Origin of the sequence: Cryobacterium sp. Y29 (genome assembly GCF_002929825.1) — a bacterium.
Taxonomy (GTDB): domain Bacteria; phylum Actinomycetota; class Actinomycetes; order Actinomycetales; family Microbacteriaceae; genus Cryobacterium.
This window is the reverse complement of the sequence record NZ_PJJN01000032.1, coordinates 83,830-108,224: the sequence shown is the minus strand read 5'-3', so window position 1 is coordinate 108,224 and position 24,395 is coordinate 83,830. Positions and strand designations below refer to the sequence as shown.

Genomic DNA, 24,395 nt, shown 5'->3' with positions numbered 1-24,395 from the left:
CGAGTGATTGGAGGACCATGACCGAGCAGAGCCCATTTCACCTGCCGCGCCCGCAGCTGACCCGGGAGCAGGCGTCCGAGTTCGCCAGAGACCGGTTCGGCGTCACCGGCACCGGCATCGAGCTCGGCAGTAACCAGGACCGTAACTTTCGATTTGAAACGGCTGCCGGCTCGCTCGTGCTGAAGGTCTCCAACCCGGCCATCGCCGCTGTGGAGTTGGAGGCCCAGAACGCTGCGCTGGCGCACCTGCGCAACCGGGGCCTCGACCTGCCGGCGGCGATCGCCGGGATCGACGGTGCGCAGATACAGCACGTCACGATCGACGGGCAGAACCTCGACCTGCGCCTGCTGACATACGTTGAGGGGGATCCGCTGACCGACGCCGCGCGCCTGTCGGTCGAACAGATTCGCGCGCTCGGAAATGTGGCCGGGCGCATTGTTCTTGGCCTCGTCGATTTCGAGCACCCGGGAACTGATCGTTTTCTGCAGTGGGACCTGCGACGAGGCGGCGAAGTCATCGACGCCCTACTGCTGTACCTCGACGACGAGGCGCGCCGGGAGCGGCTGCGGATCGTCACCGACGCCGCCCGGCAGCGACTCGACCGCGTCGCGTCCGACCTGCGGGTGCAGACGATCCACGGTGACTTGACCGACGACAACGTGGTGAGTCGTGCTGACTCGACCGAGACGATCACCGGAGTGATCGACTTCGGCGATGTGGCCCAGGGCTGGCTCATCGCCGAGCTCGCTGCGACCTGCGCCTGCGTGCTCTACCGCAGCCCCCGGAATCCGCTCGCCGTCCTCGACACGATCGAGGCCTTCGCCGCGCAGGTGCCGCTCACCGACGCCGAACTCACCGCCCTCTGGCCGCTGATCGTGCTGCGTACGGCGGTGCTCGTCGTGAGCGGGGAACAGCAAGTGCACCTCGACGGTGATAACGACTACGCCGACGGCAACCGTGCCCGCGAGTGGCTCGCCTTCGACACGGCGGCAGACCAGGACAGTGCCGAACTCGAAGCACTGATCCGCTTCGCCGCGACCGGTGAGAAGACGCCCATCGTCTCCACCGAGCACCCTCTGGCCGGCCCGCTCGACCCAGCAGCCCTTCTTGACCTGTCGGTCACGAGCGCCGCGTTCGACGCCGGCAGCTGGCAGAAGCTCGGCATTGACGAACGGGTGGCAGCGGATGTCGCCGCCCGCCTCGGCCACGCCGTCACCCGCTACGGCGAGTACCGCCTGTCGCAGACCGAAATCGATACGGCCGAGGAATCGCTCACCCTGGCCCTCGGCGTGGAGCTGTACCTGCCCACCGGGACCGTGATCACGGCGCCGATGGACGGTACCGTGATGGGGATCAATGCCGACACGGTGCGGCTCGAGGGGGACCACTTCGACCTGTGGCTGACCGGGGTTCACCTGGCTGCCGCCGACGGCCAGTTCCTGCGGGCCGGTACCGCTCTCGGCACGGCGACTGCACGTCTGACCGTACAGACCAGCCGACTGCGCGGCATCCGCCCCCCGTTTTTCGTGGCGCCCTCTGGTGCGATGCTGTGGCAGCGGGTCTGCCCCGACCCCTCCGCCCTGATCGGGCTCGACACTGCCCGCCCTCTCGTCGATCCGGCCGCCCTGCTGCAGCGTCGTGATGCGTCGTTCGCCCGCGTGCAGGAGCACTACTACGAGTCCCCGCCGCAGATCGAACGCGGCTGGAAACACCACTTGATCGATACCTACGGGCAGAGCTACGTCGATATGGTCAACAACGTCACCACCGTCGGACACGGACATCCGCGCATTGCCGAGGCCGCCCGCAGCCAATGGTCGCTGCTGAACACCAATTCCCGTTTTCACTACGAAGAGCTCGTGCGGTTCACCGAACGCCTCGCCGAACTCGCGCCCGACCCGCTCGACACGGTCTTTCTGGTCAATAGCGGCACCGAAGCCGTCGACCTCGCCGTGCGCCTTGCGTTCAGCTACACCGGCCATGACACCATCCTGTCCGTGCGGGAGGCCTATCACGGCTGGTCGATGGCAGCGGATGCCGTCTCCTCCTCGGTCGCCGACAACCCACGAGCGCTTGATACCCGGCCGGACTGGGTGCACCTGGTCGAGGCTCCGAACGCCGTGCGCGGCAAATACCGGGGCATGGATTCTGCGCCGCAATACCTCAATGATTTCGATGGCGACCTGCACGCTCTCGAGGACGACGGGCGCACGGTCGCCGCTTTCATCGCCGAACCGGTGTTCGGCAATGCCGGCGGCGTGCTGCTGCCCGACGGTTACCTGACCGGCGCCTACGACAGGGTGCGCGCCCGCGGTGGGCTCTGCATCGCTGACGAGGTGCAGGTGAGCTACGGGCGCCTCGGCCGGCACTTCTGGGGTGCAGAGCAGCAGAACGTGGTTCCCGACATCATCACGATCGCCAAGGCGATGGGCAACGGGCATCCGCTTGGCGCGGTGATCACTCGCCGCGACGTGGCCGAACGATTTGCCGACGATGGACCGTTCTTCTCCTCGGCCGGTGGCAGTCCGCTTAGCTGCCGCATCGGCCTGACGGTGCTCGACATCATGCGTGACGAGGGCCTGCAAGGCAATGCCGACGCCGTCGGGCGGCACCTCAAGCAGGGGCTTGAACGGCTCGGCGAACGGTTCGACCTGATCGGTGCGGTCTACGGTTTGGGGCTCTATCTCGGCGTCGAACTGGTCAGCGACCGGGCGAAGTTCACTCCGGCAACCGCGGCGGCTGCCCGACTCTGTGACGAACTGCTTCTGCGCGGCATCATCGTGCAGCCCACCGGCGACTTCAAAAACGTACTCAAGATCAAGCCGCCGCTCTGCCTCACTGTCGCCAGCGCCGACCATTTTCTGCACGCTCTCGACGAGGTGCTCGGCGAGCTCACCGGGTGAGTTAGCGACGCGTCTTCGCGGAGGGGAGCGCGCTCGGCTCGGGTTCGACGATGAAGACCAGGCCGCCGGCGCTATTGGCCGAAAGCATGAGCGCTTCGATCCAGTCACGATTGATAGACGGGGTTCGGCTACCGAAATACCGGTAGTAGAGCGTGCTCGTCGGGTCGAGCCAGATGGCACTGCGGCCGCTGCCCTCGCCGACAGAATCGGTCCAGGTGAAGACGAAACTTTCGCGTCGACGCAGCTTGGTGCTGATCACGATCTGCAAGTGCATCAGGGCGCGATCATCGAAGGTGATCACGATGCCCGGATTGCCGTAAAGCAATGTACCCAAACGTGCACCTCCTCGATTGTTCCACCACTGTAGCGGTAGCCGGGGTGAGGACAGACCGGTTCGTCTCCGCCAATTTCCACCGAGTGACCGCGGTGGTCATCCACTCTGCTAAAGTATGAAGGTTGCCGTTCAACGGCCGCGGATAAAGAGAGCTCAGGCATTTGGCCAAGGGCACCGCGCAGTGAGAGAAAGGGGATCCCACTTTATGGCACTCGAACCAGATGCTAAGAAGGCGATCATCGAAAAGTACGCTACCCACCCAGGCGACACCGGGTCCCCGGAAGTTCAGATTGCAATGCTCACGCAGCGCATCCTCGACCTCACGGAGCACCTGAAAGAGCACAAGCATGACCACCACTCACGTCGTGGCCTGCTTCTCATGGTTGGTCAGCGTCGCCGTCTGCTCGGTTACCTGTCGGACATCGACATCACTCGATACCGCACACTGATCGGCAGCCTCGGCCTGCGTCGCTAATTTATTCGTAGCGAAGGCAGCGTTGATAACGCGAACTTCTTCACAACGGGCCGTCACCTTTTTTGGTGGCGGCCCGTTGTGCGTACCGAGTCATCTCGGGGCAGGTACTGAACAGGTGAGAACGGGGTTGCTAGCATAAGGGGTTGGCAATAACGAACGGACACCACCACGCATGAGTCTCTGGCGCACCAAGAGTATTGAAGATTCGATAGCAGACTCGCTGGAGAAGGGCCACAGCCTTAAACGCACCCTCGGTACCTGGGACCTCATGATCATGGGTGTCGCCGTGGCTGTCGGTGCGGGGATCTTCTCGGTAGGGGCCAAGGCCGCCGGCAGTTATGCCGGACCGTCGGTCACGCTTGCTTTTCTGCTAGCTGCCGTCACCTGCGCCCTCGCCATCATGTGTTATGCCGAGTTCGCCTCCGCTGTGCCGGTCGCCGGCTCCGCCTACACCTTCACCTACGCCACCCTCGGCGAGCTGTTGGCCTGGATCATCGGCTGGGACCTTATCCTCGAGATGCTCACCGCTGCCGCCGTGATCGCCAAATACTGGGGCATCTACCTCAGCACAGTCTTCGATCTGGCCGGCTGGAACGTTCCCGCCACCATCACGGTGCTTGGCCTGGACGTGAGCTGGGGCGCCTTCGTCATCGTCGCCATCTTCACCGCTCTACTCGTGCTGGGCACTCAGCTCTCCGCCCGCGTGGCCAGCGTCTTCACGATCATCAAGGTCGCCATCGTCGTCTTCGTCATCATCGTCGGAGCCTTCTTCATCAGCCCGAAGAACTACACCCCGTTCATCCCCGCCGAGGTGCCCACTGAGGGCGGAGACGGTGACGTCTGGATGCAGTCGCTGTTCTCCTTCATGACCGGTGCGGCCCCCGCACAGTACGGCCTGTTCGGCCTACTCGCCGGCGCATCCCTGGTGTTCTTCGCGTTCATCGGTTTCGACGTCGTCGCTACGAGCGCCGAAGAGGTCAAGAATCCGCAGAAGACCCTGCCGAGAGGCATCTTCGCCGGACTGGCCATCGTCACGGTGCTCTACCTCGGCGTGAGCCTGGTACTGACCGGGATGGTGCCGTACACGGTGCTTGCCGACGATCCGAACGCGTCACTCGCCACCGCTTTCGTCGCTGTCGGCGCCGGCTGGGCTGCCCAGATCATTTCGATCGGAATCCTGGTCGGTCTCACGACGGTCATCATGGTGCTGCTGCTCGGCCTCTCCCGCGTGCTGTTCGCGATGAGTCGCGACGGCCTGCTACCGCGCTGGCTGAGCGTCACGACCGAGAAGCGCCGTACTCCGGCACGGATCCAGATCATCTCCGGTGCCGCCGTCGCATTGCTTGCCGGCCTCACCGACGTTGGGGTGCTCGAAGAAATGATCAACATCGGCACCCTGTCGGCGTTCGTACTCGTCAGCATCGCCGTGGTTGTGCTGCGTAAGAAACGCCCCGACCTGCCGCGCGCTTTCAAGGTGCCGTTCTCCCCGGTGCTGCCGATTCTCTCGGCTGTGCTGTGCATCTGGCTAATGCTGAACCTCACGACCCTCACCTGGGTGCGCTTCGCGGTCTGGCTGGTCGTGGGCTTCATCGTCTACTTTGCCTATGGACGCCGACACTCCGTACTCGGCATCAAGCAGCGTGCCGCTGCCGCCGAAGCAGCCAGGGTCAATGCAGGCGAGGCGACACGCGTCGACTGACGATCATTGCTCCCAAGTTCTCCGCTCGAGCGCGAGCTGGCGGGCAGATCGGCGTTGACCGGGCAGATCGGCGTTGACCGGGCAGATCGGCGTTGACCGGGCAGATCGGGGCAACGGTTCCGGAGTGATCCGGGCGATCACGCGAACCTCGGCTATCGGGTGGAGCCGGCCCAGAGCTCCTCGACCGACACGACGAGGGGCGACGGAACGGCGTTACTGCCGGAGTACAGCACCAGACCGATGGAACCAACCGATTGCAGGCCGGCCGTCGAGTCGCTCTTGCTGACCTGCCAGGTGCTGGGTTCGGCCGTGCCAATCTTCCATACCTTGGCTCGAATCGCCGTGGGCGAGGCCCCCGTGACCTGCAATCGAAGTTGCAGTCGATTTCCGGGTGCGTAGGTGAGCCCGGGAACGATCAGATCCACCACGGTCGAATTCGTGCGCCGAATCTGCAGCTTGACGCTTCCGCTCGGCGCCACGACGACCCTGGCTCCGTAGGACGCGCTGCCAATACGCCGACCGATGACCGCGATATACGCGGACCCGGTAGTCGGTCGCACGAGGTTGAGGCTCGTGCGCACCTCGGTGTCTTGACTGGACACTCCATTCAGGTAAGTACCCCGGGTGGTTCCCGGCGTCGTGGTCAGCCGCGCAACTCCGCGTGCCACGGAGAAGCCGGTGGCTGCGGTCCACGAACCTCCCAGCTCGGCTGTTCCCAGGGCGCCGGTGACGGTTCGACCGAAGGTGTCGGAGGCCAGGACGCCGCTAAGTCGGGCGACCTCGGACGCGGCCAATGTGAACGCGCCAACGCAGTAGGCAATGGACGTTGTCGTGCTGGGTTTCGCCGGGGCCTCCCCAACGCCTTGGCAGTTTGACAAGAAGCCCGAACTTTTCAGCGAAAGCGTGCTGAGTCCGGCCCAAGCGCGCGTGATGACCGGAAGGTAGGTCGCCGAGTCGAGCAGTCCGGTGCGGACGCCGTACGCCATCGCGTAGACGAAGAGCGCCGTAGCGCTGGTTTCGGGCGCTGGAAAGAGTGACGGGCTGAGCAGGCTGCTGCGCCACATCCCGTCAGATCCCTGGAGCTGGGCCAGCCGGGCGGCCATCGTCTGGAGCATGGTTTTGTACTCGGTGTACTGCGGGTCTGCCGGCGGCAATACCATCAGCGTGCGCGTCATCGCCCCGATCACCCAGCCGTTACCTCGCGCCCACATGACCTTGTGGCCGAGCGAATCTCGCTGTCCGACGTACTTGCAATCCCGCCACCACAGCTGTTCGCTAACATCAAACAGCCCGTCGGCGGTGCAGCCGGGCCGCACCGGCGTCGTGCCGTCGTTCTTGAGAAAATTGTAGAACTGCGAATGCTTTGCTTGATAAGTGGACGTGCCGGTTCGGGTAGCCCAGCGCGGCCACAGGGGTAGGCCCATGAACATCGAGTCGATCCACCAATACCGATTGGGAGCGAGGCTGAGGTCCTCGGCCATGAACTTGTCTGATGACGCAAGGTTTGCATTCACCCCGACATTGGCGGAGTCCTGCCAGACCTGGATGGCCGCACGGCTGTCGGGGTTCGATGTGGGGCTTGACGGTGCGTTGGCGGTCCAGTTGTTTCGTGTGCCCCAGGACTGCAGCCACTGCCGGTAGATCGGATCGTTGGTTTCCTGAACGAGGGCCTCTACCCCCATGAAATAGGGGGCCCATTTCCAGCCGGCGTCGGAGCTCGCTCCGCCATTGTGCGCATAGAAATAGTCCGTTGCGGACCGCGCGGCCTGCACGATCGACGAACGAGAGGGCAGTGCTGCGGTAGCGGCCTGCGCGGACTGCGAGGTCTGCGCGGTCGGCAGGACAACGACGATAACAGTCATGAGCAAGGCGAGGACGGTTTTCATGGTGACAAAATACTCGCGGACCGCCACTCTGGCAATGCGGACGCCGGTGGCTTCGAGCGGGTCTGTTACGCTGAACGGGGCCGATTTTATGGAATCGACTCGTCCAACTCGCCTGTCATACGGGCACGCGAGCCTTCGTCGCCAGAATGGCGAGAAGCAAACTTAAAGGAGAAAACCCCCACATGGAGGGTCCAGAAATCACGTTCGCCGAGACCGTTATCGATAACGGCAAGTACGGCAAGCGCACCATCCGTTTTGAAACCGGGCGTCTCGCCCAGCAGGCGCAGGGGTCTGCCGCCGCGTACATTGACGAAGAGACAATGTTGCTCTCCGCCACGAGCGTCAGCAAGCAGCCGAAGGACAACTTCGACTTCTTCCCGCTCACCATTGACGTCGAAGAGCGCATGTACGCTGCCGGTCGCATTCCGGGCAGCTTCTTCCGTCGCGAAGGTCGTCCCTCGACCGACGCGATCCTCACCTGCCGCTTGATCGACCGGCCCCTGCGCCCGTCGTTCGTCGACGGTCTCCGCAACGAGATCCAGGTTGTCATCACCGTCCTGGCCATCGAGCCCGACGAACTCTACGACGTGCTCGCCATCAACGCGGCCTCGATGTCGACCCAGCTTGCCGGGCTTCCGTTCTCCGGACCGATCGGTGGCGTTCGCGTCGCCCTCATCCCCGACGAGAACGGTGGCGGCCAGTGGGTCGCCTTCCCGAAGCACTCGCAGCTGGACGACGCTGTGTTCAGCATGGTCGTCGCCGGCCGCGTTGTCACGGATGCCGCCGGCACGCAGGACGTCGCGATCATGATGATCGAGGCCGAAGCCACCGACGCCGCCTGGAACCTGATCAAGGGTGGCGCCATTGCGCCGAACGAAGCCGTTGTGGCCCAGGGCATCGAGGCCTCGAAGCCGTTCATCAAGCAGCTCGTTTTCGCGCAGCAGCAGGTAGCCGACGCGGCCGCCAAGCCGACCGCCGACTTCGCCCTGTTCCCTCCGTACCAGCCGGTGACCTACGACGCTGTCGCCGCCCTGTCCTACGACCAGCTGAAGACGGTCTACACGATCGCCGACAAGGTCGAACGTCAGAACGCGGACGACGCGCTCAAGGCATCCGTCAAGACCGCCATCGCGGCCAAGGTCGACGCCGGTGAGCTCGACGCGAGCGCCAACAACCAGGTCAACGCGGCATACAAGTCGGTCACCAAGCTCGTCGTGCGCTCCCGAGTGCTCGACGAAGGCATCCGTATCGACGGTCGCGGGCTGGCCGACATCCGTCCGCTCGACGCCGAGGTTGCGGTCATCCCGCGCGTTCACGGCTCGGCCATCTTCCAGCGCGGCGAAACCCAGATTCTGGGCGTCACCACCCTGAACATGCTCAAGCTCGAGCAGTCGATCGACTCGCTGAACCCGGTCACCAAAAAGCGCTACATGCACAACTACAACTTCCCGCCCTACTCGACCGGTGAAACCGGTCGCGTCGGAACGCCGAAGCGCCGCGAAATCGGCCACGGAGCGCTCGCTGAGCGCGCCCTGGTTCCCGTGCTGCCGACGCGTGAGGAGTTCCCGTACGCCATCCGTCAGGTCTCCGAGGCGCTCAGCTCCAACGGATCCACCTCGATGGGTTCCGTCTGCGCCTCCACCCTGTCGCTGCTGAACGCCGGAGTGCCGCTGCGCGCCCCGGTCGCCGGAATCGCCATGGGCCTGATCAGCGACACCGTCGACGGCCAGACCCGCTACGCGGCCCTCACCGACATCCTCGGCGCCGAAGACGCCCTCGGCGACATGGACTTCAAGGTGGCCGGCACGAGCGAATTCATCACCGCGATTCAGCTCGACACCAAGCTCGACGGCATCCCCGCCTCGGTCCTGGCTGGCGCGCTGACCCAGGCGAAAGACGCCCGCACCACGATCCTCTCCGTGCTCAACGCGGCGATCGACGCTCCCGACGAGATGGCGCCCACCGCGCCCCGCGTCATCAGCGTGCAGATCCCCGTCGACAAGATCGGCGAGCTGATCGGCCCGAAGGGCAAGACCATCAACTCGATCCAGGACACCACCGGTGCCGACATCTCGATCGAGGAAGACGGCACCGTGTACATCGGCGCCGTCGACGGACCGTCGGCCGAAGCCGCACGGGCCCAGGTCAACGCGATCGCAAACCCGACCAACCCCGAGGTCGGCGAGCAGTTCCTCGGAACCGTCGTCAAGATTGCCGCGTTCGGTGCCTTCGTCTCGCTGCTCCCGGGCAAGGATGGTCTGCTGCACATCTCTGAGGTGCGTAAGCTTGCAGGTGGCAAGCGCGTCGAGAACGTCGAAGACGTGCTCGGCGTCGGCCAGAAGGTTCTCGTGGAAATCACGAAGATCGATGACCGTGGCAAGCTGTCGCTCGCTCCGGTACTCGACGAGGCTGCTGACACCGAAGGTCGCGCCGCGGCTTCCGACAGCGCAGACGCGTCGACCGAGGTCTAAGCTGCCCCAATAGATCTCCCGATCACCTCTCGCCAGGTCGGTCGGGTTGACGGAAGGCCCGCACTGCTCGCAGTGCGGGCCTTTTCGCGTCCGTTGCCCGAATGGCAGCGTGTGCATGCCTTGTCGTGCCTGATCTCCGGGACTACGTTCGCAGCATGACAAATACACGGTTAGTTTCAGGATTCCTGCCACGCATTGGCGCGGTCGCCCTGGTCACTTCTGCCCTGCTGGCTGGCGCAGTAAGTGCTCCGGCAGTCGCGCAGAACGACACCGCTCGCTCAGGCCCGGCTTCCGCATCCGCTGTCGGATACGTCGCCCTCGGCGACTCGTTCACTTCCGGCCAGGGTGCCCCGCCGTACGTTTTCGACGGTACTGCGTGTCTGCGCTCCAAACGGGCCAGTTACCCGATTTTCTCCGCCCTGGTCAGCTCCTACAAGCTTTCGTCAAACAACGCCTGTTCCGGTGCCGCTACCACGGATGTCCCCGGCCAGCTCCTCGGGGTCAGCGCCAGGACCGCGCTGGTCACATTGACCGTTGGCGGCATCGACGCCGGCTCCAACGTGGTCTTGGCTGCGTGCGCCCCCGACCCCGCCAGCCCGGTCTGTGCTGGCGCCATCAGCCATAGCGTGACTCAGCTGCGCCTTCTGGCTCCCAAGCTCGTGGAGACTTACGGGCTCGTGGCGGCGACGTTGCCGCAGGCGAAGATCGCGGTTTTGAGCTATCCGCGGCAGTTCAAGCCGGGATTCTCCACGCTGGGTGACGTACTCAATGGTGCAACCGACGCGCTGAACCTCGTTATCAAGGGCTCCGTCGGAGCAACGGGCACGGCCCGTATCCGCTTTGTCGATGCGTCGCAGGAATTCGCCGGGCACGGCATCGGGTCACGCGTGCCGTATTTTGCGTTCGACGCGCTGAACCTGTTTGCGCCGGCCAATTTTCACCCCAACGCGTTCGGTAACAGTCTCGGCTACGCGCGTGCCCTCGTCAACGATGGGCTGCTGCGCCGCTAGGCACGACGCACGACTCACAATCTAGTTGAAAGAATCACAAGGTAGCGATATACTCAGATCGTGCTGAGTTCTGGTCTAACCGTCGCCCAATTAAAGTCCGACTTGTTCAAGTCGCTGGGACATCCATTGCGCGTGCAGGTTCTGGAACAGCTCGTTGCCGGTGAACGCTCAGTGGGTAGTCTAGCCGAGACGCTCGGTTGCGAGCTATCCAACCTGTCGCAGCAGCTCGGCGTTTTGCGTCGTGCCGGCGTGGTCGCAACGCGCCGCGAGGGAAACTCCATTTTCTATGCCCTGAAAGATGCGAGTGCGATTGAGTTGCTGGCTGCGGCCAAGCGCATGGTGCTGGCCAACCTGGCGGACTCGCACGCTCTGCTCCGCCACCTCGAAACGGAATAGCGCGTCGCCGCGGTCCAGCCCCCTCACGCGGGCCCGAACTGGAGCCCTGTATGGCGGCCAACGACGTTGCAGATCGAATTGCAGTCTAGGACCGTCGACGCGCAGACGTTCCTTGCCGCCAAGCACGCCCTCGGCACCCTCGGCCAGTTGACCCAAACTCGTGAGCCTGAGACAGATCAAGTCTAGCCGTCGCGTCCATGGCTTCTTGGGTGTCGCGTCCCCGACGAGGGACTGCGAATGTGCGAGGTGACACTCAGCGCCCGGGCTATAGACGAGCAGAGGACCGGCTGATGGTTTGTTGCTCGATCCCTCCATCTGGAACATGGGTCAGCGGGAGCATGTCTCGACTAAAGTCGCAGGAGCGTGAAGCTGTTGGCGAACCGATCGGACGCATCTCACGACCGGAGCAGGACTGCTTCACGCCGCCGAACGCGTTGATGGCCCCAATACCCTCTTGCTCCTGCGATGCCCCCAATTGGGCCGGAACGCTTGTCGCCGAGTTCTCAGAGCCGTTACCCTCCCAATGGTTCGCGGTAAGTGAAGATGATGCGCTTACCCATGTCGGTGGAAGGGGATAGACATGAATATTAGTCGATGGCGACTTTTTGTGAGTGTCGCAACGAGCATCAGCGTTGTGCCCGTTGTGCCCGTTGGTTCCGGGAGCTTCCGTGTGGAAGCTGTGCCTGCCGAACCTGGTGCCGACGGCCATCATTAATCCCAAAGTCGAGGGTGACACCCTCATTCTTGACGCTTCTGCGTCGACGGACGCCGATGGGAGCATCGTCAGTTATGACTGGTACATTTCGACCGCCGATACAGATCCGGCTCTGCAGGGCTCCAGCATCACTGTGCCTCTGACCAGTTCTGAGAGGACGATCACCCCGGTCGCTTTGCTGTCGTCCGCCACTTTTGACGCAACGGATGTGGCTCCGTCGACGCTTCGGCTGGGCCCAAGCGGTGCCCCGGCGAGGGAGACTAGTGCGCGTGAAGAAGACGTCAATGGCGATGGCCTCCTCGATCAAGTAATACATGTGAAGTCGAGTGATCTAGGTCTGATGCGTGGCGCTACCCAGTTGTGTATGACGGGGAAGCTCAGCGGTGGACGTCCGATTTCTGCATGCGACTCGATAACCAAACGGTGACTTCTGCCGACAAGAAGCCGCGGTCGCCCTTGATAGCGACTGTGGTCGTGGTCGCCTGCGTCATTGTCACTGTGGTGGGCATCTTGGTCACCATCGGATGTCTTGTGTCCATTCGGCTGGAGTTCATCGACTTTGGGTCATCCAGTGATCCGGATTATCCGCGAGCGGACTACATCGCCCTTTTTGTCATCGGAGCTGTAGCAGGAATCCTGGTACCGGCCGCAGCCTGTTTCTTCCTCCTGCAATCGGGTCAGCGGATAATCGCGATAATGGCGGCCCTCGCGACACTTCTCGTGGCGATCATCCTGTTGGGGCCGGGCTTACTCTGAGGGACTGGCTCCATGAGCAAAAAGAAACCCAAAACACCAATTGACAACTAGAGGAGCATCACGTAGGGCCGGCCTACAGGTCGTTTCCGGCGTAGGAGAGGTTGAAGCTCTTGTTGGCCAGCGGAAAGTCAGGAACGATCGTCTCCGACAGGGCGTCCGGTACGGCGGGCCAGTTGAAGAACGACGGGTCGACGATTTTCACCCGGGCGAGAGTGCCGTTTGCGGCGAGTTCGACCCGATGGGTGGCGGTTCCGCGCCACGCCTCGATCAGGCCCATCCCGGTGCCGGCCGACGTCGGATTCACGATCGACGTTGTTCCGGTGTGGCCGTGCAATCGCCGCAGCAGATCCACGGCGAGGGCGGTGGAGACCTCCACCTCACGGGCGCGCACGTTGTACCGCGCGAGGACATCGCCACCCTCCTCGGTGACGACGTGGAAGACTTCGCCGAGGTTGACGAACGGATGCTCCAAGCGCGCATCGGAAGCGATACCCGACGCGCGAGCGACGTAGCCGAGCGTTCCAATCGTGAGGGCCTGTGCCCGGGACAACCGGGCTGTTCCGGTGAAGCGACCACGCACGATGGCATGGCCGAGAGTGATGCCGACCAGTTCGGCCACGGCCGCGCTCACTTGGGCGAGCTCGGCGGCAGCGGGGAGAGCGGTCACGCGCGTGCCGCCGACGCTGAGAGCGCCGCGCAGCAGACGATGCCCGGTGACCGACTTGTTGATGCGCATCAGTTGCTCACGCAGGCCCTGCGCGTGCGCGTCGATGATGCCGAAGCCCACGTCGTTGGCGAGCGAGCCGAGGTCGGTCACATGGTTGTAGAGGCGTTCGAGCTCCAGTAGCAGGGCACGCAGTAGCCGGTCCGGCTCCGAGACCTCGATACCGCCTGCCTGCTCGACAGCCATGACAAAAGCGAGGGAGTGACCGACGGCGGTGTCACCGCTGATCTGTTCGGCCAAAAGCACGCCCTCGGCAGCGGTCTTGCCCTCGAACACTTTCTCGACACCGCGATGCAGGTACCACTGGCGGGCTTCCATACGCACGATGGTTTCACCCACGACCGAGAACCGAAAGTGACCGGGCTCGATGATGCCGGCGTGGATCGGGCCGACCGCGATTTCGTAGACGCCGGGGCCTTCCACCGGCACGAACGGAAACGACTCAACGTCGGGCTCGAACTCCGGTACGACGGCATTGGCGCGCAGCATCGGGTACCAGCCGCGCGGCCAGTGGCCGTGGCGCACCAGACGGTGGGGCTGCGGGTGGTTGCGGGGAACGATACCGTACAGGTCGCGTATTTCGCGTTCGAAGTTGCCCGCTGACAAGGATATTTCGGCGAGGCTGGGAATCCAGGCGTCGTTTTGCGGCACACTGACCGAGAGGTCTGCGCGCAGCGACGGGGTGACTCCGACGAAGGAATACACGATGCGAAAGTCGTCGTCGTCCTCCTGGCAGGCGACGAGCGCCAGCCGGCTACCGGCATCCAGCAGTGCGCTGGCAGCGCTCGGCAGTTGGGAACGGTTAAGGTATCGCAGTTCAGTTCCACCAGCAGCCAGGTCATCGGCGGCCAGGTCTTGCGGCGTTCGCTCATCGCGCATCAGTTGGTACCTCCCAGAACGGCTGTGGCCTGCAACAGAAGAGTGCCGACCGGTTCGGCGACGAACGCGACCGTGGCCGTCGTCGCCAGGGCCAGAATGATCGGCAGGCGTGGCCCGTGGGCCGAGTAGTCGGGAGTGAACGCAACACCATCCGGGGGAGCGCCGATGGTCATCTGAACGGTCAGTCGGGTGAACGCGGCGAAGATCACGAGCAGCAGTACGAGGGCGGCTGCGACGACGCCGCCGAGGCCCACCGACCAGCCGGCCATGATGATGCCGATTTCGGAGAAGAAGATGCTGAACGGCGGAAAACCGACGATGGCGGCCATGGCGATGAGCCACGGTATGGCGAGGCCGGGCCGTCGCACCAGCAGGGCGCGTACGTCCGAGATCACCGGGGTGCCCTCGACTTGGAGGATGCGCCCGGAGATCACGAACAGGGTCGCCTTGATCAGGCCGTGGCCCAGAATGTACAGCAGTACCGAGGGCAGCGCGGCCGGTCCGATGGCGACACCTATCGCCATGAGACCCATGTGTTCGATGCTGGAGTAGGCGAGCATCCGCTTGTAGTCGCGTTGGCGGATGAGCAGCGACGCGGCTACGAGGAGCGAGAGCAGGCCGCCGACGCTGAGCATGATGCGCAGAAACTCCGGGCCGATCACGAGATTGGTGATCGACTGGATGCGCAGGATGGCGTAGAGAGCGACCGAGAGTAGCACTCCAGACATGAGGCCGGAGACCGGCGCCGGCGCCTGGCTGTGGGCATCCGGCAGCCAGCTGTGCATCGGAGCAAGGCCGGCCTTGGTCGCGAAACCCAGCACCGCGAGAGCGCCGCCGGCGGTGATGAGTGCCGGGTCGAGGCCGAGGTTTGACTGGCTGAGCAGCAGCCAGGACAGCGTCGGGGTGTCGGTGCCGACGGACGCGGCGTAGATGAAGCCGATGCCCAACAGCGCGATGGCCACGCCGACCGAACCGAGGATGACGTACTTCCAGGCCGCCTCGAGGGAGCGACCGGTTCGGTGATGACCGACGAGGAAGGCGGTGGCGATGGTAGTCGCCTCGACGGCGGCCCACATCAGGCCGATGCTGTCGGCGAGAACGGCGAGGGACATAGCCGCCAGGAACAGGGCGATGAGGGCCTCGTAGCTGGCAGCAACTTTCGTGCGGCTGGATGCGGCGCTGCTGAGCCCGCCCCAGGTTGCAATGAGGCCAACCGCTCCGACGACGCTGATCATGTAGGCCGAGAGGGCGTCGGCGCGCAGCATGCCGCCGCCGGTTTCGGGCACGGCACCGTTCAGCACAGCGCTAACCAGCAGCAGGCCGGCGATCAGGACAGCGCTCGACGCGGCGACGCCGACGAAACGGCGGAGCGCGAAGGTGCCCGGCAGCAGGCTGAACCCGGCAAGGGCGAGCGGTCCGACCAGGGGAATCCACAGTATAAAAGATATCAATCGTGCAACTCCCTGAGCTGATCGACGGCCGTGCCGCCGAACTTGGTGCGCATGCGGCTCGCGAATACATGCAGAATAAGCACCACCAGCAAAACGTCGAGGGAGAACGCGAATTCGAGCAGAATCGGCACGCCGCCGCTGGTGAGAAACGTAATCGTGGCGATGCCGTTGTCGAGCAGGAGAAAACCGATGAGCTGCGATCGAGCACGGCGCCGGCTGATCAGCAACAGAAATCCGATGAGCACCATGGCGAGGCCGATCGGGGCGGCATGACCGGTGCTGCTGTCGCCGAGACCGAAGACACGACTGACGACGATATAGCTGAGGATGGTCAACAGGGTGACCGTCAAGAGCGCAGCGGTCGGGTTGAGCCGGGGCGATTCCTGAATTTGTTTTATTGATGCCTTGGATTGGTAGGCGAGCACCCACGGAAGGCCGATGCCCTTGACCGAGAGGATGAGGAGCGACACGAGCACCAGCTCAGGCTCGCCCTCGGCGATCCCAATCACCGCCACGAGAGCGGCGAGAGCGATGCCTTGCAGGGCGAGTAGTCGAATCGATGCGAGCAAGGAGTGTCGCCAAACCATGAGCGCGCTCGTCAGCAGCAGGGCGCCGGCGCACAGGCCGATCAGTTGGGGGTAGATGTTCTCAAACACGGATGCTCCTCAGGCGACCAGGTAGGAGGCGGTCACGGCGAGGAAAGCGAGGGCGAACGAGCCGGCGAGCAGCTCCGGCACCTGGAACAGACGCACCTTGGCCAGGAAGATCTCGCCGACACTCAGCACCACACCGAGCACGAGTACCTTCACGGTGATGCTCACGACACCGATGAGCAGGCCGAGAGCGCTGAAATCGGTCAGGACGCCCCACGGCACGGCCAGGTTGCTGACCAGACCGAGCAGGGCGGCCAGCTTCAGCCAGGAGCCGACTTCGAGCCAGGCCAGGTCGCGCCCGCTCGCTTCCAGGATCATCGCCTCGTGCAGCATGGTCACCTCAAGGTGGGTGCCCGGATTGTCAATGGGAAGTCGGGCGGTCTCGGCCATGATGGCGATCGACAGGGCGACGAGGGCCAGCACGCTGACCGGCGAGATGATCACCTCGGGGGAGAGCAGTCGGGTTTCAACGATGACCGACAGGGTGCTGGTTCCGGCTGGGATCGAAAATGCGTAGATGGAGAGCAGCAAGGTTGGCTCCACGAGCGCCGCGACTGTCATGTGCCGACTGGAGCCCATGCCGCCGAAGGCTGTTCCGCCGTCCAGGCCGACGAGCGCGAGGGCCACGACGCCGATCAACATGACGGAAACGATGACGAACAGGTCGCTGGGAACCAGGGCGAAGGGAATGGTGCCCACCAGCGGCAGCAGCACGCACAGCAGCAGGCTGGACACGACCAGCGCGACCGGGCCTGCCCTCAGCATCCAGCTGCTGTCGGTGGCTCGCACCGGGTTCTTTGCCAGTAGTTTGCGCACGTCGCGCCACGGCTGCCAGATTCCGGCTCCGGCTCGGCCTTCGATCGTGGCCCGCACCTGGCGGATCACCCCGATCAGTACCGGGGCGAGGAAGATGAACAGGACGACCTGCACGAAGGCGATGATGATGGCGTTCATAGCGAGACCACGATCAGCACGATCAAAAGAGCAACGAAAGAATAGGACAGGTAGCGGTGGATGCTGCCGTTGGCGATGTGGCGCACGACGATTCCGTAGCGTTGGAACAGGGTGAGTACCGGTCGATACAGCCGGGTTTCAAAGACATCCGATACTCGTTGTTCCACCCGTACCCGTTCCACCAAATATCGAGACTCGGCCACGTGGGTGACCTGCACGTCGCGCGACGGTTTGAGCACGTCGTCGAAGACTCGCACGAGCGGCTCGGCGTAGGAGGTCGCGGTGTACTGCATGCGCGGCCTCGCCCGGGAGCCGCCGCCGCCCCAGGGCAGCGCGACCGTGCGATGTGGATACCGACGGGCCGACACGATGATCGAGACGATCACCGGAATGGCCACCGGGACCGAGAGCACGACCAGCATGATCGGGTCGAGCACCGCCCCGATACCCGGCAGCGAGACGCCGCCGAGACCGACGGACTGCACGGCGGCGCTCGGGTTTGCACTGACGGAGTGCGCGACGAGCGCGGCAATCGGGCCGGGGAGAAGCCCCAGGGCGAGTACGAAGAGGGCGCCGAGGACAAGGGAGAGTCGCATGAGCGGCGGTACCTCGTGGGCCTCCGCTGCTTCAGCGCTGCGCGGTCGGGCCAGGAAGGCGATGCCGTAGGCCTTGACGAAGGTCAGCAGGGCGAGGCCTGCGGTGAGGGCAATCACAGCGACAGCGAGGGGCATGGCAACGGATGCCGCGACCGAGACGACCGCTCCGTCAAGGCGACCGCCGTGAATGAGCGACTGCAGCAGCATCCACTCGGCGACGAAACCGCTCGTGATGGGAATCGCAGCAGCGCCGAGGCTGGCGATGCCGAACGCGGCGGCAGTGACGGGCATGCGGGCGCCAAGCCCGCCGAGCCGGTCGAGGTTGCGTTCGCCGGTAGCGTGGATGATGGCGCCGGCGCCGAGGAACAACGTCGATTTGAACGCGGCATGGCTGACGGCGAGGAGCAGGGCGGCCACGAGCGCGGCATCCGCTGCCGCTTGCGCGTCGTAACCGCGCAGCAGCATGCTCGCGCCGAGTGCGAGAAAGACCAGACCCATGTTTTCCGTTGTCGAGTAGGCCAGCAGTACTTTGAGGTCGCTTGACACGGAGGCCTGCAGAATACCGTAGAGAGCGGATGCGCCGCCGACCACCATGATCGCGATACCCCACCAGGCGGGGCCGTCGGGCAGGAGTCGCACAGAGACCAGCAGGCCGCCGTAAACGCCGATTTTGACCATGGCACCGCTCATCGCGGCCGAAACGTGGCTGGGCGCTTCGGGGAGCACCCGGGGCACCCACACGTGCAGCGGCACCAGTTCGGCCTTGCCGCCGAAGCCGAGCAGAAGCAGCACGAAGGCTACGTTCGCGGGCACAGGTTCAATCGCCTGCAGGTTGGTGAAGCTCGTTCCGCCCGAGGCGGCGGCGAGCACGGCGAAGCCGGCGAGGATGAAGAAGAAGCTCAGCTGCGACATCGCCGAATACCAGATACCGGCCGAAGCGACCGTTGCCCGGCCGGCATGGTCGGCCAGCAATAGCACGGTGGAGCCGAGGGTCATGATTTCCAAGGCCAGCAGAAACGAGACCGAATCCGTCGCGGCGGGCACCAGTTGCATGCCCACCAGGAACATCGGCATGGCGACCCACGCTGTGCGGCTCGCGTCGGGTCCACGGGTGGAACTCATCGAGTAGAGCGATACGAGAACGCCTACACCCGAGACGATGAGCATGAACAGGCCGCCGAGACGATCGGGGGCCAGTAACAGCGGGTCTATGGGCAGGACAATGAAAATGCGCAGGCCGCCGGTGGCGCCGAGCATGGCCCCAAGGCCGGTCAGAAAGCCGGTCACCGCGATGAGGGTGCAGAGCGTGCCGACCGCTCGCGACCGCAGAGACGGTGCTGCCGTCAGGGCGGTCAGCACGGCCAGCGCGCCGAGGCCAAGTTGCAGGAGCAATCCTGCACCGATGCCGCTCATCGGCCGGTCATTCGGCGCAAGGCTCGCACAATATCGGTCGGTTCTGGCGGGCTGCCGGGCACCTCGATATCCACGTGTACGAAATCGGAAACGGGCCCGATGATGCCGTAACCGTCGCGGAAGGCGCCGCCGTGTAGGGCGCAGTCACCGACCGCGATCACGAACCGGGGCGTGGGGGTGGCCTCGATGGTGCGCAGCAGGGGCTGGGCCATATTGCGAGTCACGCTGCCGACGATGAGCAGCACGTCGGCGTGCCGCGGCGAGGGCACCAGTCGAACGCCGTAGCGTTCCACGTCGTAGACGGGGCCGAACGCGGCGGCCACTTCAAGAGCACAATCGTTGCAGCCACCAGCATTGATGAAACGCACCTGCACGCTGCCACCAAAGGCTTCAGCCCCGGCAAACAGCGGTGGGGTAGTCGGTGCCGGTTCGGCAATGCGTGCGCCGTGCCGAATAAGAGTGGCCAATCGCAGGAAACTCATCCGAGTCTTTGATGTGCATGCATGTTCACGAAACTGGTGCCTTCTCTGGGGAACGCGAAGTCGAAGGGTGAAGGGCAGGCGACGGGTTCTACAGTGCGTCTGGTTGTCTGCAAGCCTACCAAGGCAGTTAACTTCATTACTTCTTTATATAACTATATAAAGAATTTAGCAAATAGATCGTGGCAGGCACTGCCTATCCCCGGCGGTCGAGCAACGGTGTCAGGCGATACGGGATAACCTCTCCCATCGCGAGCGATGTCTCCGTGCGCTCCACGCCGTCGCAGGCGAGGATCGTTCCGTCGATGCGAAACAGGTCGGCGGCATCCGTGCAGACCACCCGAACGAGGAGGTCGGCCGGTCCGCTCATGCCGTGAGCCTGCACGATTTCAGGGATCAGCGCAAGGTCGATCACGATCTGCGCAAGCCGTTTCTGCTGCACGTGCACCTCGATGAACGCGGTCAGCGGGTAGCCGAGGGCGGCTGGATTGATGCGGCGATCGAAGCCGAGAAAGGCGCCAGAGTCTTCTAATCGCTTCATGCGGGCCTGCACGGTATTGCGGGAGAGTCCCAGCGTGTCGGCGAGCGCAACGAAGGTACTACGCGGGTCGGCGGAGAGCGCTTGGAGGAGCTTGGTGTCGGTCTTGTCAAGGCTGTACATAGTGCAAGACATTAACACGCTCTGGCGCGCCTGAATAGGGCACTCTGCACACTTTTTTTGACAGTGGTTGTGCTCTCTGTCGGGTCGACATAGGCTCACGTCAACTTTAGCAATGACGCTCGGAGCGCCCCATGATTGATTTCTCACCCCAGCTCGTGCAGCTTCTCGCGATTGACGGCGAGCGGAAACCCCGCGGCGACTTCGACCCGTGGGTTGAAGACCTCGATGGAACGGCCCTCCTGGCGCTGTACCGGGACATGGTCGTGGTGCGTCGTATCGACACCGAAGCAACCGCCCTTCAACGCCAGGGCGAACTCGGCCTGTGGCCTCCGCTGCTCGGCCAGGAAGCCGCCCAGGTCGGCTCGGCCCGCGCCCTGCGCCACGACGACTTCATCTTTCCCAGCTACCGAGAGAACGCTGTCGCCTACTGCCGTGGCGTGAACCTCACCGACATCGTCAAGGTCTGGCGCGGCAACGCCCAGTCCGGCTGGGACCCGTACGCGGTCAACATGGCTACACCGGCCATCATTATCGGCGCGCAAACCCTGCACGCCACCGGCTGGGCGCTCGGTGCCCAGCGCGACGACGTCGATTCCGTCGCCATCACCTACTTCGGCGATGGTGCCACGAGCCAGGGCGACGTGAACGAGGCCATGGTTTTCGCGGCGAGCTTCCAGGCCCCGGTGGTTTTCTTCTGCCAGAACAACCAGTGGGCTATTTCCGAGCCGGTCGGCGTGCAGGCGCACCGCAATATCGCCGATCGTGCGCCGGGGTTCGGCATCCCCAGCCTGCGCATCGATGGAAACGACGTGATCGCAGTCATGGCAGCAACCCGCATGGCCCTCGACCGGGCCCGCACCGGCGGCGGCCCCACCTTCATCGAAGCGGTCACCTACCGCATGGGACCGCACACCACAGCGGATGACCCCACCCGCTACCGAGACCCGGCGGAATTGGCCGAGTGGAAGACGCGCGACCCCGTGCTGCGTCTGCACCGGCTGCTGAACAGCCTCGGTCAAATCACGCCCGAGGTCGAGGCGGCCACTGCGGCGCTGGCCGATGCCGCAGCCGCCGAACTACGCGCGGGCTGCATCGGCATGCCAGACCCCGAACCGCTGAGCGTGTTCGATCACGTCTACGCCACCCCCAACGCCACCCTCGAGCGCCAGCGCGCCGACTACGCCGGGTATCTCAGAAGCTTCGGCACGGAACACGATAGTGCCGAACAGAACCGAAAGGCCTGACGACCATGACTACCCTGATGACCCCGGCAATCGTGTCGACGGTTCCCGGCCTCAATGCGCCGCAACCCACGCCGCTCAGCGAGACCAAGACCCTCACCATGGGCAAGGCCATCAACGAGGGCCTGCGCCAAGCCATGCTCGATGACCCCAAGGTGGTGCTGCTCGGCGAGGATATCGGAGCCCTCGGCGGAGTCTTTCGGGTGACGAGCGACCTGCTCGCCCAGTTCGGAGCTCGCCGGGTCATCGACACCCCGCTCGCCGAATCCGCGATCATCGGCACCGCCGTTGGCTTGGCCTATCGCGGCTACCGCCCCGTCTGTGAGATTCAGTTCGACGGCTTCATCTTTCCCGGCTTCGACCAGATCGTCAGCCAGGTGGCCAAATTCCACTACCGCACCCAGGGCGCCGTGCGCATGCCGATCACTATCCGGGTACCGTTCGGCGGCGGAATCGGAGCGGCCGAACACCACTCCGAATCACCGGAGGCGTACTTCACCCACACCTCCGGCCTGCGAGTGATCGCCGTTTCCAACGCTCAGGATGCCTACAGTCTTATTCGGCAGGCCATCGCGAGCGACGACCCGGTGCTCTACTTCGAGCCCAAGCGCCGCTACCACGTGAAGGGCGAGGTCGTGCCAGAGCTCGGGCTTCCGATGGAGCGGGCCGTCATCGTGCGCCCCGGAACGGATGTCACACTCCTCACCTACGGGGCGCTCGTAGCGACCGCACGGGACGCGGCGCTCGCCGCCGCCGACGAGGGCGTGTCGATCGAGGTCATCGACCTGCGCTCACTGTCACCGGTGGATTATGCGGTGGTGGAGGCATCCGTTCGTAAAACCGGGCGACTGGTTGTGACCCACGAGGCGGCGCAGTCGGGCGGTCTCGGCGGAGAGATCATCGCGACCATCACCGAACGCTGCTTCAGCTTTCTGGAATCCGCGCCGGTGCGGGTCACCGGCTTCGACGTGCCGTACCCGCCGGCCAAGCTGGAAAGCCACCACCTGCCCGATCTCGACCGCATTCTCGACGGTGTCGACCGGGTCATGGGGCGACGATGATCAAGGTCTTCAAGCTGCCCGACCTCGGTGAGGGGCTCACCGAATCAGAGATCGTCGCCTGGCTCGTGGCGCCGGGCGATGAGGTCACGCTCAACCAGCACATCGCCGACGTTGAAACGGCCAAAGCCGTGGTCGAACTGCCCAGCCCGTTCGCCGGAGTCGTGCGCGAGCTGCACCAGCCGGCCGGGGTAGTCGTGCACGTCGGCGAACCCATCGTCTCCTTCCAGATCGGCGCCGCCGATGAGCCCACAGATTCGTCGCCAAAAACGGATGCTGCGGCCCCGGCTGTGTCTGCGGCTGCGGCTGCGGTTGCGTCCCCGGCTGCATCTGTGTCTGCGGCTCCGGCTGCGTCTCCGGCCGAGCAGCGCGAGGCCAATCTGGTCGGCTACGGCCCCGCCATCGAGCGCGGCGGACACCCCCAGCGTCGTGCCCGCACGGGAGCCGGTGCGTCGGTGCCCGCAGCATCCGTCGCAGCGCGCGCCGCAGCGCCCGTCGCAGCGCCCGTCGCACCGCCCGTCGCAGCGCGCGCCGCAGCGCCCACGGCAGCACCCACCGCGGTACCCGTCGAACCGCACGCCGCAGCGTCCGCCGAGGACAGACCGCGCTCGACGCCGCCGGTGCGCGCCCTGGCTCGTGACCTCGGGATTGACCTCACTATGGTCACTGGCACCGGAAAGGACGGCCTGATCACGCGTGATGACGTTCGCGCCCGTACCACCGAGTCAGTGCCGACCCCCGACCTGCCCGGGGCCGTGCCACCCGCTGCGACGGCTGCCCGGCCGGCCAGAAGCGGTGACCACCTGGGCGAGACCCGTTCTCCGATCAGGAGCCTGCGCAAACTCACGGCGGCCGCCATGGTGCAGAGCGCGTTCACCGCGCCACATGTCACCGAGTTTCTCACCATCGACGTCACGCCGACTGTCGAACTGCTCGCTTCGCTCCGCGCCGATCGGCAGTTCGCCGACGCGGGCATCGGTATTCTCGCTGTGGTGGCCAAGGCGCTCTGCCTGGCCGTGGGCCGCACGCCGTCGGTGAACACGCGGTGGGATGAGCCCGCCGGCGAAATCGTGCAGTTCCACCACGTGAACCTCGGCGTCGCTGCCGCAACCCCGCGCGGACTACTCGTGCCGAACATCGTCGACGCTGAACGGCTCGACCTCCGCGGCCTCGCTGCGGCGCTCGCCGAGCTCACGATGTCCGCCCGGGCCGGTACCACCACCCCGGCGGCGCTTGCCGGCGGCACGATCACCATCACCAATATCGGAGTGTTCGGTATCGACGCCGGCACCCCTATCCTCAATCCGGGGGAGGCGGCGATCCTCGCGATAGGCGCCATCCGCTCGCGGCCGTGGGAGTATCGCGGGCAGGTCGCCCTGCGCCAAGTGCTCACCCTCAGCGTGTCGTTCGACCACCGACTGGTCGACGGCGAGCAGGGTTCGCGCTTTCTGGCCGACATCGGCGCCATCCTCGCCGACCCGGCCCGGGTGCTGACCATGATCTAGCCCCTTCCGCTCTCGTCACCATCACGGTCCGCCACCAGGTCAGCACCAGTCGCTCCAGCCCCTCGCTGGCGCATAACTCCTGCAATCTGTACGACCGACCAAAAAGTTCCGCGGAATTACGGAGCAGTCAGGTTTC

General features: G+C 64.6%; 19 protein-coding genes. 10 read left to right on the top strand and 9 right to left on the bottom strand.

All coding sequences use genetic code 11. The annotated features are described in order from the left end of the window. Positions 1 to 17 precede the first annotated feature (17 nt). Positions 18 to 2,903, top strand: a complete 2,886-nt coding sequence (locus CXY74_RS08490; RefSeq protein ID WP_104200038.1) for an aminotransferase — start codon at positions 18 to 20, stop codon at positions 2,901 to 2,903. A 1-nt stretch (position 2,904) separates the two neighbouring features. Here the strand turns inward: CXY74_RS08490 and CXY74_RS08485 are convergent, their stop codons facing one another. After that, positions 2,905 to 3,237, bottom strand: coding sequence for an ATP-dependent DNA ligase (locus CXY74_RS08485; RefSeq protein ID WP_233193290.1), 333 nt, complete (start codon positions 3,235 to 3,237; stop codon positions 2,905 to 2,907). 205 nt (positions 3,238 to 3,442) lie between these two features. On the opposite strand from CXY74_RS08485, the gene rpsO reads away from it, so the two are divergent. Both rpsO and CXY74_RS08475 read left to right on the top strand, forming a co-directional pair. After that, positions 3,443 to 3,712 carry a 30S ribosomal protein S15 gene (gene rpsO / locus CXY74_RS08480; RefSeq protein WP_092112143.1) on the top strand — a complete coding sequence of 90 codons (270 nt, stop codon included), beginning with the start codon at positions 3,443 to 3,445 and terminating at the stop codon, positions 3,710 to 3,712. 172 nt (positions 3,713 to 3,884) lie between these two features. Then, positions 3,885 to 5,411: an amino acid permease gene (locus CXY74_RS08475; RefSeq protein WP_104200037.1), complete on the top strand. Its 1,527-nt coding sequence runs from the start codon at positions 3,885 to 3,887 to the stop codon at positions 5,409 to 5,411. A 152-nt stretch (positions 5,412 to 5,563) separates the two neighbouring features. On the opposite strand, the gene CXY74_RS08470 is transcribed toward CXY74_RS08475, so the two are convergent. Beyond that, positions 5,564 to 7,297, bottom strand: coding sequence for a glycoside hydrolase family 88 protein (locus tag CXY74_RS08470; protein ID WP_146070098.1), 1,734 nt, complete (start codon positions 7,295 to 7,297; stop codon positions 5,564 to 5,566). Positions 7,298 to 7,479: 182 nt separating this feature from the next. On the opposite strand from CXY74_RS08470, the gene CXY74_RS08465 reads away from it, so the two are divergent. The 4 genes from CXY74_RS08465 (at position 7,480) to CXY74_RS08445 (ending at position 12,645) form a co-directional block, all read left to right on the top strand. Beyond that, entirely contained in the window at positions 7,480 to 9,768 is a 2,289-nt protein-coding gene (locus CXY74_RS08465) for a polyribonucleotide nucleotidyltransferase (RefSeq protein WP_104200035.1), read from the top strand. 155 nt (positions 9,769 to 9,923) lie between these two features. After that, a complete protein-coding gene (locus CXY74_RS08460; RefSeq protein ID WP_158252334.1) occupies positions 9,924 to 10,778 on the top strand; it encodes an SGNH/GDSL hydrolase family protein in 855 nt (284 codons plus the stop codon). A gap of 60 nt (positions 10,779 to 10,838) precedes the next feature. Further along, positions 10,839 to 11,174, top strand: coding sequence for a metalloregulator ArsR/SmtB family transcription factor (locus CXY74_RS08455; protein WP_233193289.1), 336 nt, complete (start codon positions 10,839 to 10,841; stop codon positions 11,172 to 11,174). 1,117 nt (positions 11,175 to 12,291) lie between these two features. Further along, a complete protein-coding gene (locus tag CXY74_RS08445) occupies positions 12,292 to 12,645 on the top strand; it encodes a hypothetical protein (protein WP_146070097.1) in 354 nt (117 codons plus the stop codon). A 73-nt stretch (positions 12,646 to 12,718) separates the two neighbouring features. Here CXY74_RS08445 and CXY74_RS08440 read toward each other — a convergent pair whose 3' ends face one another. From CXY74_RS08440 to CXY74_RS08410, 7 genes are all read right to left on the bottom strand, one after another. Then, positions 12,719 to 14,248 carry an NADH-quinone oxidoreductase subunit C gene (locus tag CXY74_RS08440; protein WP_104200031.1) on the bottom strand — a complete coding sequence of 510 codons (1,530 nt, stop codon included), beginning with the start codon at positions 14,246 to 14,248 and terminating at the stop codon, positions 12,719 to 12,721. Then, positions 14,248 to 15,699 carry a proton-conducting transporter membrane subunit gene (locus tag CXY74_RS08435; protein ID WP_199183176.1) on the bottom strand — a complete coding sequence of 484 codons (1,452 nt, stop codon included), beginning with the start codon at positions 15,697 to 15,699 and terminating at the stop codon, positions 14,248 to 14,250. Before CXY74_RS08435 ends, CXY74_RS08440 begins: the two co-directional genes overlap by 1 nt. Further along, positions 15,696 to 16,355, bottom strand: coding sequence for a hypothetical protein (locus CXY74_RS08430; protein ID WP_104200030.1), 660 nt, complete (start codon positions 16,353 to 16,355; stop codon positions 15,696 to 15,698). Before CXY74_RS08430 ends, CXY74_RS08435 begins: the two co-directional genes overlap by 4 nt. Before the next feature lie 9 nt (positions 16,356 to 16,364). Then, a complete protein-coding gene (locus tag CXY74_RS08425; RefSeq protein ID WP_104200029.1) occupies positions 16,365 to 17,306 on the bottom strand; it encodes a respiratory chain complex I subunit 1 family protein in 942 nt (313 codons plus the stop codon). Continuing rightward, positions 17,303 to 19,315, bottom strand: coding sequence for a proton-conducting transporter membrane subunit (locus CXY74_RS08420; protein ID WP_104200028.1), 2,013 nt, complete (start codon positions 19,313 to 19,315; stop codon positions 17,303 to 17,305). The genes CXY74_RS08425 and CXY74_RS08420 overlap by 4 nt, the downstream gene beginning before the upstream one ends. Continuing rightward, positions 19,312 to 19,797 (bottom strand): NADH-quinone oxidoreductase subunit B family protein, encoded by a 486-nt coding sequence (locus CXY74_RS08415; protein ID WP_104200027.1) that lies wholly within the window; start codon positions 19,795 to 19,797, stop codon positions 19,312 to 19,314. Before CXY74_RS08415 ends, CXY74_RS08420 begins: the two co-directional genes overlap by 4 nt. A gap of 193 nt (positions 19,798 to 19,990) precedes the next feature. Next, positions 19,991 to 20,455 (bottom strand): Lrp/AsnC family transcriptional regulator, encoded by a 465-nt coding sequence (locus CXY74_RS08410; protein ID WP_104200026.1) that lies wholly within the window; start codon positions 20,453 to 20,455, stop codon positions 19,991 to 19,993. Between the two features lie 131 nt (positions 20,456 to 20,586). Here CXY74_RS08410 and pdhA point away from each other — a divergent pair, with 131 nt between their 5' ends. From pdhA to CXY74_RS08395, 3 genes are all read left to right on the top strand, one after another. Then, entirely contained in the window at positions 20,587 to 21,699 is a 1,113-nt protein-coding gene (gene pdhA, locus CXY74_RS08405) for a pyruvate dehydrogenase (acetyl-transferring) E1 component subunit alpha (protein WP_104200025.1), read from the top strand. 98 nt (positions 21,700 to 21,797) lie between these two features. Then, positions 21,798 to 22,757 (top strand): alpha-ketoacid dehydrogenase subunit beta, encoded by a 960-nt coding sequence (locus tag CXY74_RS08400; protein ID WP_233193302.1) that lies wholly within the window; start codon positions 21,798 to 21,800, stop codon positions 22,755 to 22,757. Next, positions 22,754 to 24,259 carry a dihydrolipoamide acetyltransferase family protein gene (locus tag CXY74_RS08395; protein ID WP_104200024.1) on the top strand — a complete coding sequence of 502 codons (1,506 nt, stop codon included), beginning with the start codon at positions 22,754 to 22,756 and terminating at the stop codon, positions 24,257 to 24,259. Before CXY74_RS08400 ends, CXY74_RS08395 begins: the two co-directional genes overlap by 4 nt. The last annotated feature ends 136 nt before the right edge of the window (positions 24,260 to 24,395 follow it).

Excerpts from the sequence above, each read along its gene's own strand:
- CXY74_RS08490 (WP_104200038.1), top strand. The coding sequence starts at position 18 with ATGACCGAGCAGAGCCCATTTCACCTGCCGCGCCCGCAGCTGACCCGG.
- rpsO (WP_092112143.1), top strand. The coding sequence starts at position 3,443 with ATGGCACTCGAACCAGATGCTAAGAAGGCGATCATCGAAAAGTACGCT.
- CXY74_RS08475 (WP_104200037.1), top strand. The coding sequence starts at position 3,885 with ATGAGTCTCTGGCGCACCAAGAGTATTGAAGATTCGATAGCAGACTCG.
- CXY74_RS08470 (WP_146070098.1), bottom strand. The coding sequence starts at position 7,297 with ATGAAAACCGTCCTCGCCTTGCTCATGACTGTTATCGTCGTTGTCCTG.
- CXY74_RS08465 (WP_104200035.1), top strand. The coding sequence starts at position 7,480 with ATGGAGGGTCCAGAAATCACGTTCGCCGAGACCGTTATCGATAACGGC.
- CXY74_RS08460 (WP_158252334.1), top strand. The coding sequence starts at position 9,924 with ATGACAAATACACGGTTAGTTTCAGGATTCCTGCCACGCATTGGCGCG.
- CXY74_RS08445 (WP_146070097.1), top strand. The coding sequence starts at position 12,292 with ATGCGACTCGATAACCAAACGGTGACTTCTGCCGACAAGAAGCCGCGG.
- CXY74_RS08440 (WP_104200031.1), bottom strand. The coding sequence starts at position 14,248 with ATGCGCGATGAGCGAACGCCGCAAGACCTGGCCGCCGATGACCTGGCT.
- CXY74_RS08425 (WP_104200029.1), bottom strand. The coding sequence starts at position 17,306 with ATGAACGCCATCATCATCGCCTTCGTGCAGGTCGTCCTGTTCATCTTC.
- CXY74_RS08420 (WP_104200028.1), bottom strand. The coding sequence starts at position 19,315 with ATGAGCGGCATCGGTGCAGGATTGCTCCTGCAACTTGGCCTCGGCGCG.
- CXY74_RS08415 (WP_104200027.1), bottom strand. The coding sequence starts at position 19,797 with ATGAGTTTCCTGCGATTGGCCACTCTTATTCGGCACGGCGCACGCATT.
- CXY74_RS08410 (WP_104200026.1), bottom strand. The coding sequence starts at position 20,455 with ATGTACAGCCTTGACAAGACCGACACCAAGCTCCTCCAAGCGCTCTCC.
- pdhA (WP_104200025.1), top strand. The coding sequence starts at position 20,587 with ATGATTGATTTCTCACCCCAGCTCGTGCAGCTTCTCGCGATTGACGGC.
- CXY74_RS08400 (WP_233193302.1), top strand. The coding sequence starts at position 21,798 with ATGGGCAAGGCCATCAACGAGGGCCTGCGCCAAGCCATGCTCGATGAC.
- CXY74_RS08395 (WP_104200024.1), top strand. The coding sequence starts at position 22,754 with ATGATCAAGGTCTTCAAGCTGCCCGACCTCGGTGAGGGGCTCACCGAA.